Source organism: Streptomyces cylindrosporus (assembly GCF_022698165.1).
In the GTDB taxonomy this organism is placed as follows: Bacteria; Actinomycetota; Actinomycetes; order Streptomycetales; family Streptomycetaceae; genus Streptomyces; species Streptomyces cylindrosporus.
This window is the reverse complement of record NZ_JALDAY010000016.1, coordinates 189,558-203,759: the sequence shown is the minus strand read 5'-3', so window position 1 is coordinate 203,759 and position 14,202 is coordinate 189,558. Positions and strand designations below refer to the sequence as shown.

Here is a 14,202-nt window from a genome sequence, read left to right as displayed (position 1 = left end):
CGGGGGCGCGGGTACCGTGATCACGGCGGGCCGGTCTACCCGCCCGTGTGTTCGTACGAGCCCCCCGAGGACGTCAGCCGTGCCGTACCCCCCACCGCCGCGCACCCCCTCGGGGCCGCGCAGAAGATCCCTGCTCGCCTCGGCCGCCGGAGCCGCCCTGCTCGTGGGCTGCTCGTCCGGCGCCGACTCGGAGGAGAGCACCGGCGGCAGCCCGTCGGTCACCGCGAAGGCACGCGCGCGTGCGGCGCGGGACAGCGTGGGGCTGGTGGAGCGGTACGACGCCGTCCTCGCCGCGCACCCGACGGCGGCGGAGCGGCTGGCACCGCTGCGGGCGGAGGTCGCACGGCATGTGGCGGCGTTCGGGGGGACGGTCGGAAAGGCCGGTGCGAGCGGGAGCGGCACGCCGCAGTCACCGTCGGCCGGGTCCCCGTCCGCGCCGAGCTCCTCGCCCGCCACCACCGAGCAGGACGCCCTCGCGGAACTCGCCGCCGCCGAGCGGGCCCTCGCCGATCAGCGAACCGCCGCGCTGCTGGACGTGCCCGGCGAGCTGGCGCGGCTGCTGGCCTCGGTCGCGGCGGCCGGGGCGGCGCACGCGTATCTGCTGACGGAGGGGGCCAAGTGAGCGAGACGGACGAGAAGGAGCTCAAGGCGCTCCAGGCGGCGCTCGCCGCCGAGCACGCGGCCGTCTACGGCTACGGGGTCGTCGGCGGCAGGATCCGCGAGGGCCGTCGTACGGAGGCCAGGTCCGCGTACGACGCCCACCGCGCCCGGCGCGACGCCCTGGTGCGGGAGGTCCGGGACCTCGGCGGCACGCCGGTGGCCGCGGCCGCCGCGTACGCGCTGCCGTTCCCGGTGCCGGACTCGGCGGCGGCCGTGCGGCTGGCGGCGGAGCTGGAGGACCGGGTGGCCGGGGTGTACTCCGACGTCGTGCGGGCGACCGAGGGCGAGCGGCGGCGGTCGGCCGCGGGGGCCCTGCGGGAGGCGGCGGTGCGGGCGGTGCGCTGGCGCGGCGAGAGCGTAGCCTTCCCTGGTCTCGCCGAGCGGGCGGCCACCGGGTCGGCCTCGCCGTCACCCACGGCGTGACCCGTACCGGAAGGGATCTGCTCGCGTATGGCTTTCGAACCGCCGCCGCGTCTGGTGAGGGCGCTCGGTGAGACGGCACCGGACGGTGACGACTGGTTGGAGAAGCTGCCGACGGCGGCGCAACAGGCCGTCGCGCTACGCGAGTTGACCGTGGAGCGGGTGCAGGTGCCGGGTGGGCGCAGCAGCCTGGTGGTGCTGGTACGGCGGCCCGACGGCGCCCCGGCCGTGCTGAAGCTGGCGCCGCGGCGGGCCCGGCCGGAGGGTGAGCGGGCGGCGCTGTCCCATTGGGGCGGGGTGGGGGCCGTACAACTGCTGGAGCCGTTCACCGCGGAGGGTGTGCTCCTGTTGGAGCGGCTGCATCCGGATGTGTCCCTGCGGTCGTTGCCGGAGGCGAAGGCGTTGCTGGAGGCGGCGGGGACGTTGCGGCGGCTGTGGGTGGAGCCGCCGGGTGGGCATTCCTTCGAGACGGTGGCCGAGCGGACGGGGCGGCAGGCGGAGGCGATGCGGGCCGGGGCCGACGGAGAGGTGGCGTCGCTCGTCGACGCCGCGTTGGCCTCGCGTGCGGAGTTGTTGGCCGCGCCGCCGGAGGAACGGTTGCTGCACGGGACGTTCCGGCAGAGCAAGGTGCTGGCCGGGGAGCGGATGCCGTGGCTTGCGGTGGGGCCGGATCCGGTGGTGGGTGAGTGTGCGTTCGATCTGGCGCGGCTGGTGCGGGATCGGGTGGAGGACTTGATCGCCTCGCCGTCGGGGGCGGCGACGACTCGGCGGCGGGTGAAGCGGCTGGCGGAGTCTTTGGACGTGGATCAGGAGCGGCTTCGGGGGTGGACGTTGTTCCGGGCCGTGGAGTCGGGGGTTCGGGCGCGGCGAGTGGGGCGGCCTCGGGATGCCGAGCTGTTGCTTGAATTTGCCGGGTGGCTTTAGGGCGGATCAGCTCGGGGGTTCGGGTTGTGGTCGGGCTGCGGGTGCGTCGTGGCTTGTCGCGCAGTTCCCCGCGCCCCTCTAGGGGCGTTGCAGGCGGCGTTCTGCCAAATTGGCCAGCAAGGCTGCCGCGTCTGACAGGACCGTGTCGTCGAAGGTGGCCCTCGGGGAGTGGTTGGTTGGGGCCGTTTTCGGGTCACCCGTCGCGTCGGCGCCCAAGAAGGCGAAGGCGCCCGGCACGCGGTCCAGGACCCTCGAGAAGTCCTCCGAACCGGTGATCGGGTCCGGCATCGGCTCGAAGTACTCCTCGCCGAAGGTCTCGCGGACCGTGTCGGCCAGGAAGATGTGCTCGACGGTGTCGTTCACCGTGAGCGGGTACTCCGGGCTGAAGTCCGCCTCCGCCGTCAGGCCGTGGGCCGTCGCCATGTCCTGGCACAGGCGCACGGCGGCCTCGGCGACGCGTTCCGCGGCCTGTGCGCTGAACGTTCGTATCGTCGCCTCGAAGACCGCCTCGTCCGGGATGATGTTGCGCCTGGTGCCGGCGTGGAAGGTGCCGACGGTGATCACCACCGGGTCGAAGACGTCGAAGCGGCGGGTCACCATCGTCTGCAGGGCGGTGACCATCTCGCAGGCCGTCTGGATGGGGTCGAGGGCGTCGTGCGGCCGGGAGCCGTGGCCGCCGGCGCCGAGCACGCGCACGTGCAGGCCCGCCGAGGCCGCCATCAGGGGCCCGGGGCGGGAGGTGAAGACGCCCGTGGGGTACGACGACGAGGTCACGTGCAGTCCGTAGGCGGCGTCGGCCGGGCGGCCCGCCGCCTCCAGCACGCCCTCCTCGATCATGTGCCCGGCGCCGTCCCAGCCCTCCTCCCCCGGCTGGAACATGAACACCACGTCCCCGGCGAGGAGTTCACGCCGGTCGGCGAGCAGCCGGGCGGCGCCGACGAGGCCGGCGGTGTGCAGGTCGTGGCCGCAGGCGTGCATGGCGCCGTCGATCCGGGAGCTGAACTCCACGCCGGTGCGCTCGGAGACCGGCAGGGCGTCCATGTCGCCGCGCAGCAGCACGACGGGGCCGGGGCCTTCGGGGGCCGCGCCGCCGCGCAGGACCGCGGTGACGGAGGACAGGGTCGTGCCCGTGCTGATCTCCAGCGGCAGTCCGTCCAGTGCCGCCAGCACCTTCTCCTGGGTGCGCGGCAGGTGCAGGCCGATCTCCGGTTCCCGGTGCAACGCCCGGCGCAGCTGGGCCAGTTCGCCCTGGATCTCGTGTGCGTCCGCTCGCAGACTCATCCCGTTCCCCCTCGTACGTCCAACGCTTGGGCAGTGTCAGGAGACTGCCCAGCCGTGGGCCGCTCAGGACATTCCCGTCGCCGTCAGTTTGAGCGCGAGGACGGGGCAGTCGGCCGCGGCTCTGCGGGCCCGTTTGAGGGTGCGGGCGGGGACGGGGGTGCCGTCGACCAGGGGGTAGCCCCACTCGTCGAGGGTGATGTGGTCGGGGAGGAGCTCGGCGCACAGGCCGTGGCCCCGGCAGGACGTCCAGTCGATGTCGATCTTCTGGGCCGGCTTCTGGTCCATGTCAGGGCTCCTGGGGGACGGGCAGCAGGGGCGTCGGGTCGGTCGCGGTGCACAAACCCCTTGCGTGGGCGTCCAGTTCGGGCGCGAAGGTGGTGAGGGCGCTGCGGACCAGGCGGACCGTGCCGTCGGGGTGGTGGCAGGCGCCGCGGCCCTCGACCAGGCCGGACCAGCGGGCCAGGTCGGTGCGGGTGGTGGACTGGGGGCCGGGGGTGGCGAGGGTCCGGAAGGCGGCGGCCATGCGGGGCAGGCCGTTCAGGCAGGGGCCGCACTGGCCTGCCGACTGAAGTGCCAAGTAACGCAGGACTCGGGCCGTTTCGGTCAGGCCGCAGCGGGTGGTGGGGAGGGTGGCGATGACGCCGGCTCCCATTGTCGTGGCGTCCAGGGGGAGTTGCGCCGCTTCCGTCGCCGGGAACCAGGTGCCGTGGTAGCCGCCGAGGAGGACCGCGGACATGCCGTTCAGCGGGACCAGGCGGTGCAGGGGCATGCCGAACGGGGCTTCCACGACCCGGGGTTGGCTGCCCGGCGTGTGCAGCGTGCACAGGGCGCTGCCGGGCTGGGAGGGGGTGCCGGCCGTGCGGTACCAGTCGGGGCCGTAGCGGGCGATCAGGGCCAGGTGGGCGAGGGTCTCGACGTTCTGGACGAGGGTGGGGGCACGGCCCACGCCGCGTTCCCGGACCGGCGGGTCCTGGTGGGTGGGCAGGGCCTCGGCTCCGCCCACGAAGCGGGCCAGCGCGGACGCCTGGCCGGACAGGAAGCGTCTGGGGAGTCGTACGACCTTGACGGCGACCGGGTCCCTGCGGTGGGCCGCGGCCGACTCCAGGTAGGACACGCCCTCCTCGGCCGCGAGGTAGGCCTCCCCCGCGCCGACCGCCCGCGCGGCCACCTGGAGGCCGTCCAGGACCAGGTGCGGGGAGAGGGCGAGCAGGGTCTTGTCCTTGCGGCTCGCGGGTTCGCCCTCCGCGCCGTTCGCGACGACCACCGGGGCGCGGCCGGTGCGGCGGGCCGCCTCGGCGACCGCGGCGAGCTTGCGGTGCACCGGGAACGCCGCTCCCCCGCGGCCGGTCAGCCCGGCCTCGGCCACGGATCTGAGCAGGGCGGCCGGATCGCCGTGGCGCAGCGGGCCGTAACGCTGTTCGTGGGTGGGCAGGTCGGCCGGGGCGCCGCCGGGGGCCAGCAGGCGCGGGGACATGTGGAGGTCGGGGAAGGTCGCGGTCATCAGTGGGCTCCTTGGGCGGGGCGGAGCAGGGTGGTGGCGGTGCGGATGCCTCCGGCGGTGATGACGGTGGCCACGCAGGTGATGGTCAGCCAGGTCATCCAGTCGGTGCCGGCGTCGGTGCCGATGCCCAGGCCGTGGATCAGGGCGACGGGCCAGGAGGCGTAGGCCAGCCAGTGGAGGGCGCGCCAGGTGCGGTAGCCGATGCGTTCGCGCAGGAGGCTGGTGATCAGGACGGCGAGCAGGAGGTCCAGGGCGACTGTGCCGAGGCCGAGCCAGAGGGGCTCGTAGTCGCCGATGAACGGGATGAGGACGTCGGTGAGGGTGATGTTGACGTAGCTGTCCATCACCGCGAGTGCGATGTGCAGGGCCAGGAAGGCTGTTGCGGAGAGGGAGAGGGTGCGGTGCAGGGAGACGGTGCCGAAGCGGGGGAGGCCGGGGATGCGGCCGCGGAGTCGCACCGCGATGCCCAGGACGACTACGAGCGTGAAGAGGACCAGGGAGACGGCACCGGTGGCTCGGTTTGCGTACCAGAGGGTTGCGCTTGTCATGCGGCTGTCCCTCGGTGGGGGCTGGTCGCGCAGTTCCCCGCGCCCCTGGGGGGCGTAGGCCAGCCCGGTGTTGTTATGACCAGGCCGTCCAGCGCCACCAGTCGGGCCGGGAGGCCCAGGCGCGTCAGCCAGCGCTCTGCGCCCGGGCCCTTCACCAACGCCGCCGTCGTTGCCGCGTTGGCTTCTGCGCAGGTGGGGGCCGCTACCGACACCGTGCGCCACGGGGTCTGGGCCGGCAGGCCCGTGTTCGGGTCGGTGATGTGGTGGAGGGTGGTGTCGCCGCGGCGCCAGTTGCGGGCCGACGTGCCCGATGTGGCGAGGCCTCCGCTGTGCAGGCCCACCGTGGTGTGCGGGCCCTCGGGCGGCGTCCGGTCCACCGGGGCCGTTACGTCCTGGACGCGGATCTGCCAGCCGTCCGCCGGGGGCTTTCCCGCGACCGCCGTGTCGCCGCCCAGGCTCACCAGGACTCCGCAGCCCGCCGTCCGCGCGAGCATCGTCGCGGCCTTGTCGGCGGCCCAGGCCTTCGCCGTGGCGCCGAGGTCGAGGCGTACGCCGGGCGGGACCGTGACCGTGCCGGTCGCGCGGTCGAGGCGGACCGTGCGCCAGCCCGGGGCCCGCTTCACCGTGAGGCGCACCGGGCGGTCGTCCTCCTGGACCAGCGTGAAGTCGCGGTCGTAGCCGATCGCCTCCATCGCCGAGCCGACCGTGGGGTCCACGGCCCCGTCGGTCGCCTCGGCCGCGCGCAGGGCGACCGCGAGGGCCTCCGCGAGCAGCGGGCTGACCCGGACCGGGCGGCCGGCGCTGTCGTCCAGGGCGGCGAGTTCGGAGTCGGGGCGGAAACGGCTGCAGGCCGCGTCGACCTCGGCGAGGTGCCGGGCCAGGAGCAGGTTGCAGGAGTCGAGCAGGGCCGGGTCGGTGACGACCAGGCGGACCGTGGTGCCGAGGGCGCGCCAGTCGGCGGCGGCGGTGGTACGCGGCTTCAGCAGCGTGCTCATCACGACGCTCCCGAGGTGGAGTCGGAGGAGCCGCTGCCGTTGGAGGACGTGAGCCCGCCGGAGGAGGACGAGGAGTCGCTCGATGACGAGCTGCTGGACGACGAGGACGAACTCGTATCGCTGCTGCCGGAACTCGTACTGGTACTGCTCGAACCCGTGTCGCTGCTCGTGGTGGACGACACGGCGCTGGTGTCCGTGTTCATCGTGCCGATCAGCGCGAACATCCCGGCCGCCGCCGCCAGCGTGACCGCCGCCGCGGTGGCCGCCGTGCGCCGGGCCCCTCTGCGGACCAGCGCGGCGGCGCCCCGCTCCCTTCCCCTGCCTTCCATGGCCGTTCCCCTCCCGAATGTGGTGACGTTCTGTCACGCACTACGTTCGGGGAACGGTCTGAGAGAAGTCTGTGAGGTCCCTTTAGGCCCCCAGAGACGTTTCTGAGGAGTTCCTTTACGCGGTGAGGCGGGCGATCGCCTCGTCCACCGTCAGTTCCTCGCGCTCGCCGGACTTGCGGTCCTTGAGCTCCAGGACGCCCTCGCCGGAGCGGCGGCCCGCGACCAGGATCTTCGGTACGCCGATGAGCTCGGCGTCCGTGAACTTCACGCCCGGGGAGACGCCGGCCCGGTCGTCGACCAGGACGCGCAGGCCGGCCGCGCGCAGCTTCTCGGAGACCTCCAGGGCCAGCTCGATCTGGAGGGCCTTGCCCGCGGCGACGACGTGCACGTCGGCCGGGGCGACCTCGGCGGGCCAGCACAGGCCCTGCTCGTCGGCGGTCTGCTCGGCGAGGGCGGCGACGGCGCGGGAGACGCCGATGCCGTAGGAGCCCATGGTGACGCGGACGGGCTTGCCGTTCTGGCCGAGGACGTCGAGCTTGAGGGCGTCGGCGTACTTGCGGCCCAGCTGGAAGATGTGGCCGATCTCGATGGCGCGGTCCAGCTTGAGGCCGGTGCCGCAGTTCGGGCACGGGTCGCCCTCCTGGACGACCACGACGTCGACGTACTCGTCGACCTCGAAGTCACGGCCGGCGACGACGTGCTTGGCGTGCATGCCGTCCTTGTTGGCGCCGGTGATCCAGGCGGTGCCGGGGGCCACGCGCGGGTCGGCGACGTACTTGACCTTCTCGCCCAGGCCCTGCGGGCCGACGTAACCGCGAACCAGGTCGGGGCGGCCCGCGAAGTCGGCCTCGGTGACCATCTCCACGACGCCCGGCGCGAAGTGCGCCTCGACCTTGTCCATGTCGACCTCGCGGTCGCCGGGCACGCCGACGGCGATGATCTCGCCGTCCACCTTCACGAGAAGGTTCTTGAGCGTCTCGGAGGCCTGGACGCCGAGGTGGGCGGCGAGGGTCTCGATGGTCGGGGTGTCGGGGGTGGGGATCTCTTCGAGGGCGGGGACGGCGGCGGCGTCCACCGGCTTCAGCTCGTATGTGATCGCCTCGGTGTTGGCCGCGAAGTCGCAGTTCGGGCAGTCGGCGAAGGTGTCCTCGCCGGCCTCGGCCGGGGCGAGGAACTCCTCCGACTTGGAGCCGCCCATGGCGCCGGCGGTGGCGGCGCAGATGCGGTAGTCGAGGCCGAGGCGCTCGAAGACGCGCTGGTAGGCCTCGCGGTGCAGGGCGTAGGACCGGGCGAGGCCCTCGTCCTCGGTGTCGAAGGAGTACGAGTCCTTCATCAGGAACTCGCGGCCGCGCAGGATGCCGGCGCGGGGGCGGGCCTCGTCGCGGAACTTCGTCTGGATCTGGTAGAGGATGACCGGCAGGTCCTTGTAGGAGGAGGCCTGGTCCTTCACGATCAGCGTGAAGATCTCCTCGTGGGTGGGGCCGAGCAGGTAGTCGCCGCCCTTGCGGTCGTTGAGGCGGAACAGCTCCGGGCCGTACTCGTCCCAGCGGCCGGTCGCGTCGTACGGCTCGCGGGGCAGCAGCGCGGGGAGGCTGACCTCCTGGGCGCCGATCGCGTCCATCTCCTCGCGGACGATCCGCTCGACGTTGGCCAGCACCTTCTTGCCGAGCGGCAGCCAGCTCCAGATGCCGGCGGCGGTACGGCGGACGTAGCCGGCGCGGACGAGCAGCTTGTGGCTGAGGACCTCGGCGTCCGCCGGGTCGTCGCGCAGCGTCTTCGCCATCAACTGGGACATGCGCTGGACCGGTGCGTTGGCCATGGTTCTCGTACTCCTGCCGGGAAAACGGTGATGGCTAGGAGGTTAGCCGGGGTCGCTGTGCCGGTGGAAATCCGTCAGCGGCGGCGGAGCGGCAGAGGGGCGCCCATGACCGCGTACGGCTTGGGGGCGCTGGGGAAGAGGACCTGGCGGGCCAGGTCCTGGTAGCCGAGGGAGCGGTACAGGCCGCGGGCGGGACTGTCGACGTCGATCGCGGAGAGGATCGAGCGGGGTTCGGTGGCGCCGTCGGTGATCCTGGTGATCAGGGCGCGGCCGATGCCGAGGTTCTGGTGCCGGGGGTGCACGTGCAGCTCGGTGATCACGAAGGAGTCGTCGAGCCAGTGCTCGTGGCCCTGGGCGCGGAGGTAGGGCTCAACGACCGTGGACCACCAGTGGGTACGGTCGTTCGGCATGCCGTAGACGAAGCCGACCAGGTCGCCGCCGACGGTCGCGCCGAGCGCGCGGGCCCCCGGGTAGGTCATGTGCCGCACCACGATCTGACGGCGTACGGCGACCTCGTCCGCGCCGAGACCGAAGGCGACGGCCTGCACCGCGAGCGCCTCGTCGACCCGGGCGGACAGATCGAGCGGACCGATCACGACGTCGTCGGGCCGGCGGCGATGTCCGTGACCGGGAAAGTGCAGCATGCGGGGGAGACTACAGGTCCCGTACGAGCCTCAGAACAGCACTGTGAACAGCGGCTAGAACAGAACGCTCATGAACGCGCCGACCTCCTGGAAGCCGACTCGGTGGTACGTCCTTCTCGCCGGGGTGTTGAAGTCGTTGACGTAGAGGCTGACGATCGGGGCCACGTCCGCCAGGGCGTAGCGCAGGACCGCCGCCATGCCCGGGGCCGCGATGCCCCTCCCCCGGTACTCGGGGGCCACCCACACGCCCTGGATCTGGCAGGCCTGCGGGGTCGCCGCGCCGATCTCCGCCTTGAAGACGACCTTGCCCCGGTCGTCGAGGCGGGCGAAGGAGCGGCCGGAGCCGACCAGTTCGGCGACCCGGGCCTGGTAGAGCAGCCCGCCGTCCCCCGCGAGCGGCGAGACGCCCACCTCCTCGGTGAACATCGCCACGCACGCCGGCATGATCGTCTCCATCTCGTCCTTGCGGATGCGGCGGACGTACGGATCCGGGGCGATGTCGGCGGGCATGCGGTCGGTGACCATCAGCGGCTGGTGGGCGCGGACCTCGCGGGCCGGGCCCCAGCCGGCTTCGAGCAGGCGCCACAGCTGGGCGGTGGGCTCGGCCGGGCCGACGATCGAGGAGCAGCGGCGGCCGGCCCTCCGCGCGCGGTCCGCGAAGGCGCGCACGGCGCGCGGGGTGGCGCAGATCGGGACCAGGTTGGCGCCGGCGTAGCAGAGGGACGTCAGCATGCCGTCCTCGTAGTAGCCCCACATCTCGCCGCCCAGCCGCCACGGGTCGAGGCCCGCGACCTGCACCCGGGACGTCACGAAGGCGTTCGCGACCGGCTCGCGGTCGAGGACGGCGAGCGCGGCGTCCAGGTCGCTCGGTTCGAGCACCCGGGAGGTGGTCTGGGTCAACACGTGCGGGACCTCACCCTGAGGGTTCGCTGATCTCCGCACTGTACCTGCCGATTTTGTGCCGCGCCGCCCCGTGCGGCGACGCGGCAGAGCGGGTGCGTCAGCGGTGGCCCGTGGGGTGGCCGTAACCCACGTGTGTCTCGTCGATCCGCAGCTGTCGGTGGAAGGCGGGGGCGGTCGCGGCGGACCAGGTCGTGGGCACGTCGAGGCGGAGGCGGCGGGTGCGCGGGCCCGCCGGGAGGCCAACGCCCCGCCACTGGGAATGTGACGGGGCGTGGGAGTGAACGGCGGGGTCAGCCCGCGACGGAGACCTCGGGCTCGCCGGAGGTGACGCCGTCGGCCTCCATCTGCTCGGCCAGCTTCATGGCCTCCTCGATCAGGGTCTCCACGATCTTGGACTCGGGGACGGTCTTGATGACCTCGCCCTTGACGAAGATCTGCCCCTTGCCGTTGCCGGAGGCGACGCCGAGGTCGGCCTCGCGGGCCTCGCCGGGGCCGTTGACGACACAGCCCATGACGGCGACGCGGAGCGGGACCTCCATGCCGGTGAGGCCGGCCGTGACCTCTTCGGCGAGCTTGTAGACGTCGACCTGGGCGCGGCCGCAGGAGGGGCAGGAGACGATCTCCAGGCCGCGCTGCTTGAGGTTCAGCGACTCCAGGATCTGGTTGCCGACCTTGACCTCCTCCACGGGAGGTGCGGAGAGGGACACGCGGATCGTGTCGCCGATGCCCTGGGAGAGCAGCGCGCCGAAGGCCACCGCCGACTTGATCGTGCCCTGGAACGCCGGGCCCGCCTCGGTGACGCCGAGGTGCAGCGGGTAGTCGCACTGGGCGGCGAGCTGCTTGTAGGCCTCGATCATCACGACCGGGTCGTTGTGCTTCACCGAGATCTTGATGTCCCGGAAGTCGTGCTCCTCGAAGAGCGAGGCCTCCCACAGGGCGGACTCGACGAGCGCCTCGGGGGTCGCCTTGCCGTACTTCTGCAGCAGGCGCCGGTCGAGGGAGCCGGCGTTGACGCCGATGCGGATCGGGGTGCCGTGGTCCTTGGCGGCCCGCGCGATCTCCTTGACCTTGTCGTCGAACTGCTTGATGTTGCCCGGGTTCACCCGGACCGCGGCGCAGCCGGCCTCGATGGCGGCGAAGACGTACTTCGGCTGGAAGTGGATGTCGGCGATGACCGGGATCTGCGACTTCTTCGCGATGGTCGCGAGCGCGTCCGCGTCGTCCTGGGTCGGGCAGGCCACGCGGACGATCTGGCAGCCGGACGCGGTGAGCTCGGCGATCTGCTGGAGGGTCGCGCCGATGTCGGACGTACGGGTCGTGGTCATCGACTGCACGGATACCGGGGCGTCGCCGCCGACCGCGACGGATCCGACCTGGATCTGCCGGCTCTTCCGCCGCTCGGCAACCCTGGTCGGAACGGACGGCATGCCGAGAGAAATCGCAGTCATCTGCTGTGCAACCCCAAGTCGTGGATCAAGGTCCGGTCCCGGAACAGCGGGCTCCAGGCTTCGAGATTACGGCACCCGCGCAGGCCCGAGCACATCCCGCCTTCAAACGCACTCAAAGGAAGGCGGCCCGGAACCGAGGGTCCCGGGCCGTCACGAACTCCACATGGCTAGGTGATTTTCACCGGGTTAACCACGTCCGCCACCAGCACGAGCAGCGTGAAGCAGACGAAGATCCCGGCCACCACATAGGCCACCGGCATCAGCTTCGCCACGTCGAACGGGCCCGGGTCCGGGCGCTTGAGAACCTTCGCCACGTTCCGCCGCAGGGACTCCCACAGCGCCCCCGCGATGTGTCCGCCGTCGAGCGGCAGCAGCGGGAGCATGTTGAACAGGAACAGGGAGAGGTTGAAGCCGGCGACCAGCATCACGAACATCGCCAGCTGCTGGGTGGCCGGGATGTCCAGGGTGAAGATCTCGCCGCCGACCCGGGCCGCGCCGACCACGCCCATCGGGGAGTCGGCCGCTCGCTTGCCGTCGCCGAAGGCCGCGTCCCACAGGCCGGGGATCTTGCCGGGCAGGCCCGCGATGGAGTCGACGGCGTCGCCGACGCGGTCGCCCATCCAGGTCAGGGACTCGCCGAAGTCCTGCTTGACGATGCCGGTGGCGGCGCTGAAGCCGAGGAAGCCGGCGCTGACGTACTTGCCCTCGACGATCTGGCCGCTGGAGTCCTTCTTGGCGACCTGGTTGGTGGCGATCGTGGCGTGGAGGGTGACCTCCTGGCCCTTGCGGTCGACGACGATCGCGACGTTCTTGCCGGGGTCGGAGCGGATCAGGTCGGAGAGCTTGTTCCAGTCGTCGGTCCGTACCCCGTCGAAGGAGACGATCTTGTCGCCGGGCTTGAGGCCCGCCGCCGCGGCCGGGGAGGCCGCGTCGCCCTTCTTGCAGGTGTCGCGGTTCTCGCTCTGCGCGATGACGCACTGGGAGACCGAGCTGACCGTGGTGGTCTGCTGGGAGATGCCGAAGCCCATCAGGACCGTGAAGAACAGGGCCACGGCCAGGATGAGGTTCATGAACGGGCCCGCGAACATCACGATGACCCGCTTCCAGGGGGCGCGGGTGTAGAAGAGGCGGGTCTCGTCGCCGGGCTTGAGCTCCTCGAAGGCGGCCGAGCGGGCGTCCTCGATCATGCCGCGCCAGGGCGAGGTGGAGCGGGCGGTGAGCTGGCCGTCGGGGCCGGGCGGGAACATGCCGATCATGCGGATGTAGCCGCCGAACGGGACGGCCTTGATCCCGTACTCGGTCTCGCCCTTCTTGCGCGACCAGATGGTCGGGCCGAAGCCGACCATGTACTGGGGCACGCGGATGCCGAAGAGCTTGGCCGTGGACAGGTGCCCCAGCTCGTGCCACGCGATCGAGACCAGCAGGCCGAACGCGAAGACGACTATGCCGAGGATCATCATCAAGGTCGTCATGCACGCGCCTCCGCGATCGCCGTCAGTTCCCTGGCCCGGGCCCTTGCCCAGGTCTCCGCTTCGAGGACGTCCGACACGGTGAGTGAGGTTCCCGTACGCGGGGTGCCGTGCTCCTCGACCACCCGTGTCACCGTCTCCATGATCCCGTTGAAGGGCAGCGCGCCGGTGCGGAACGCCTCCACGCACTCCTCGTTGGCCGCATTGAACACCGCCGGGGCGGTGCCCGCGAGCTCACCCACGTGCCTCGCAAGGTTGACCGAAGGGAACGCGTCATTGTCGAGCGGGAAGAACTCCCACGTCGACGCCTTGCTCCAGTCGAAGGCCGGGGCCGCGTCCGGGACGCGCTCGGGCCAGCCGAGGCCGATGGCGATGGGCCCGCGCATGTCGGGGGGCGTCGCCTGGGCGATGGTCGATCCGTCCGTGAACTCAATCATCGAGTGGACATACGACTGGGGGTGCACGACCACCTCAATGCGGCTGAAGGGAATGTCGTAGAGGAGGTGTGCCTCGATCACCTCCAGGCCCTTGTTCACGAGGGTCGCGGAGTTGATCGTGATGACCGGGCCCATGGCCCAGGTGGGGTGCGCGAGCGCGTCCTCGACGGTCACGTCCGCCAGCTCGGCCTTCGTACGGCCGCGGAAGGGCCCGCCGGAGGCGGTGACGACCAGCTTGCGCACATCCGCTCTCGTCCCCGCCGCGAGCGCCTGGAACAGCGCCGCGTGCTCGGAGTCGACCGGGATGATCTGACCGGGCTTGGCGAGCGCCTTGACCAGCGGGCCGCCGACGATGAGCGACTCCTTGTTGGCGAGCGCGAGGGTGCGGCCCGCCTCCAGGGCGGCGAGGGTCGGGGCGAGCCCGATGGAGCCGGTGATGCCGTTGAGGACGGTGTGGCAGTCGGAGGCGGCGAGGGCGGTGGCCGCGTCGGGCCCGGCGAGGATCTCGGGCAGCGCCTCCCCGGCGCCGTACAGACCGCTCAGCGCTTCGCGCAGCTGCGGTACGACGTCCTCGCGGGCGACCGCGACGGTCCGCACCCGGAGCCGGTGCGCCTGCTCGGCGAGGAGGCCGACCCGGCCGCCGTTGGCGGAGAGCGCGGTGACCCGGAACCGGTCGGGGTTGCGGAGCACGAGGTCGATGGCCTGGGTCCCGATCGAGCCCGTGGAGCCGAGGATCACCACGTCCTTCGGGCCGCTGCCCGCCACCGGGTCGTAGACGAGGTGTGGATCCGCGAGAGGTGCTGGACTGTCGCTCATCCCTCCAT

The 14,202-nt window shown here is 72.1% G+C and carries 15 protein-coding genes; 4 read left to right on the top strand and 11 right to left on the bottom strand.

Features of this window, described 5'->3' with window-relative positions:
* The first annotated feature begins 79 nt into the window (after nucleotides 1-79).
* The 3 genes from MQP27_RS43050 to MQP27_RS43040 are packed head-to-tail and all read left to right on the top strand — an operon-like array spanning nucleotide 80 to nucleotide 2,004.
* Complete coding sequence (locus MQP27_RS43050; RefSeq protein ID WP_242775825.1) at nucleotides 80-622, top strand: hypothetical protein; 543 nt, start codon at nucleotides 80-82, stop codon at nucleotides 620-622.
* A complete protein-coding gene (locus MQP27_RS43045; RefSeq protein ID WP_242775823.1) occupies nucleotides 619-1,083 on the top strand; it encodes a ferritin-like domain-containing protein in 465 nt (154 codons plus the stop codon). Before MQP27_RS43050 ends, MQP27_RS43045 begins: the two co-directional genes overlap by 4 nt.
* Before the next feature lie 27 nt (nucleotides 1,084-1,110).
* Nucleotides 1,111-2,004, top strand: coding sequence for an aminoglycoside phosphotransferase family protein (locus MQP27_RS43040; RefSeq protein WP_242775820.1), 894 nt, complete (start codon nucleotides 1,111-1,113; stop codon nucleotides 2,002-2,004).
* A 78-nt stretch (nucleotides 2,005-2,082) separates the two neighbouring features.
* Here the strand turns inward: MQP27_RS43040 and MQP27_RS43035 are convergent, their stop codons facing one another.
* The 5 genes from MQP27_RS43035 to MQP27_RS43015 all read right to left on the bottom strand — a co-directional run bounded on the left by MQP27_RS43035 (nucleotide 2,083) and on the right by MQP27_RS43015 (nucleotide 6,329).
* Entirely contained in the window at nucleotides 2,083-3,285 is a 1,203-nt protein-coding gene (locus MQP27_RS43035; RefSeq protein ID WP_242775818.1) for a M20 metallopeptidase family protein, read from the bottom strand.
* A 63-nt stretch (nucleotides 3,286-3,348) separates the two neighbouring features.
* On the bottom strand, nucleotides 3,349-3,570 hold the full coding sequence (locus MQP27_RS43030; protein ID WP_242775817.1) for a ferredoxin: 222 nt from the start codon (nucleotides 3,568-3,570) through the stop codon (nucleotides 3,349-3,351).
* 1 nt (nucleotide 3,571) lies between these two features.
* The gene (locus MQP27_RS43025) at nucleotides 3,572-4,786 is read right to left on the bottom strand and encodes an NADH-ubiquinone oxidoreductase-F iron-sulfur binding region domain-containing protein (protein ID WP_242775815.1); all 1,215 of its coding nucleotides are present in this window, start codon (nucleotides 4,784-4,786) and stop codon (nucleotides 3,572-3,574) included.
* Nucleotides 4,786-5,334, bottom strand: coding sequence for a ferric reductase-like transmembrane domain-containing protein (locus tag MQP27_RS43020; protein ID WP_242775813.1), 549 nt, complete (start codon nucleotides 5,332-5,334; stop codon nucleotides 4,786-4,788). Before MQP27_RS43020 ends, MQP27_RS43025 begins: the two co-directional genes overlap by 1 nt.
* Entirely contained in the window at nucleotides 5,331-6,329 is a 999-nt protein-coding gene (locus MQP27_RS43015) for an FAD:protein FMN transferase (protein WP_242775811.1), read from the bottom strand. Before MQP27_RS43015 ends, MQP27_RS43020 begins: the two co-directional genes overlap by 4 nt.
* Nucleotides 6,330-6,344: 15 nt before the next feature.
* On the opposite strand from MQP27_RS43015, the gene MQP27_RS43010 reads away from it, so the two are divergent.
* A complete protein-coding gene (locus MQP27_RS43010; RefSeq protein WP_242775809.1) occupies nucleotides 6,345-6,764 on the top strand; it encodes a hypothetical protein in 420 nt (139 codons plus the stop codon).
* 9 nt (nucleotides 6,765-6,773) lie between these two features.
* On the opposite strand, the gene MQP27_RS43005 is transcribed toward MQP27_RS43010, so the two are convergent.
* The 6 genes from MQP27_RS43005 to dxr form a co-directional block, all read right to left on the bottom strand.
* Entirely contained in the window at nucleotides 6,774-8,477 is a 1,704-nt protein-coding gene (locus MQP27_RS43005) for a proline--tRNA ligase (RefSeq protein ID WP_242775807.1), read from the bottom strand.
* Nucleotides 8,478-8,551: 74 nt separating this feature from the next.
* On the bottom strand, nucleotides 8,552-9,121 hold the full coding sequence (locus tag MQP27_RS43000; protein WP_242775805.1) for a GNAT family N-acetyltransferase: 570 nt from the start codon (nucleotides 9,119-9,121) through the stop codon (nucleotides 8,552-8,554).
* Nucleotides 9,122-9,175: 54 nt separating this feature from the next.
* Complete coding sequence (locus MQP27_RS42995) at nucleotides 9,176-10,024, bottom strand: GNAT family N-acetyltransferase (protein WP_242775802.1); 849 nt, start codon at nucleotides 10,022-10,024, stop codon at nucleotides 9,176-9,178.
* 290 nt (nucleotides 10,025-10,314) lie between these two features.
* Entirely contained in the window at nucleotides 10,315-11,472 is a 1,158-nt protein-coding gene (ispG, locus tag MQP27_RS42990) for a flavodoxin-dependent (E)-4-hydroxy-3-methylbut-2-enyl-diphosphate synthase (protein ID WP_242775799.1), read from the bottom strand.
* 167 nt (nucleotides 11,473-11,639) lie between these two features.
* Nucleotides 11,640-12,944, bottom strand: coding sequence for a M50 family metallopeptidase (locus MQP27_RS42985; protein ID WP_504979097.1), 1,305 nt, complete (start codon nucleotides 12,942-12,944; stop codon nucleotides 11,640-11,642).
* Nucleotides 12,941-14,194, bottom strand: coding sequence for a 1-deoxy-D-xylulose-5-phosphate reductoisomerase (dxr, locus tag MQP27_RS42980; RefSeq protein WP_242775798.1), 1,254 nt, complete (start codon nucleotides 14,192-14,194; stop codon nucleotides 12,941-12,943). The genes MQP27_RS42985 and dxr overlap by 4 nt, the downstream gene beginning before the upstream one ends.
* Between the last annotated feature and the right edge of the window lie 8 nt (nucleotides 14,195-14,202).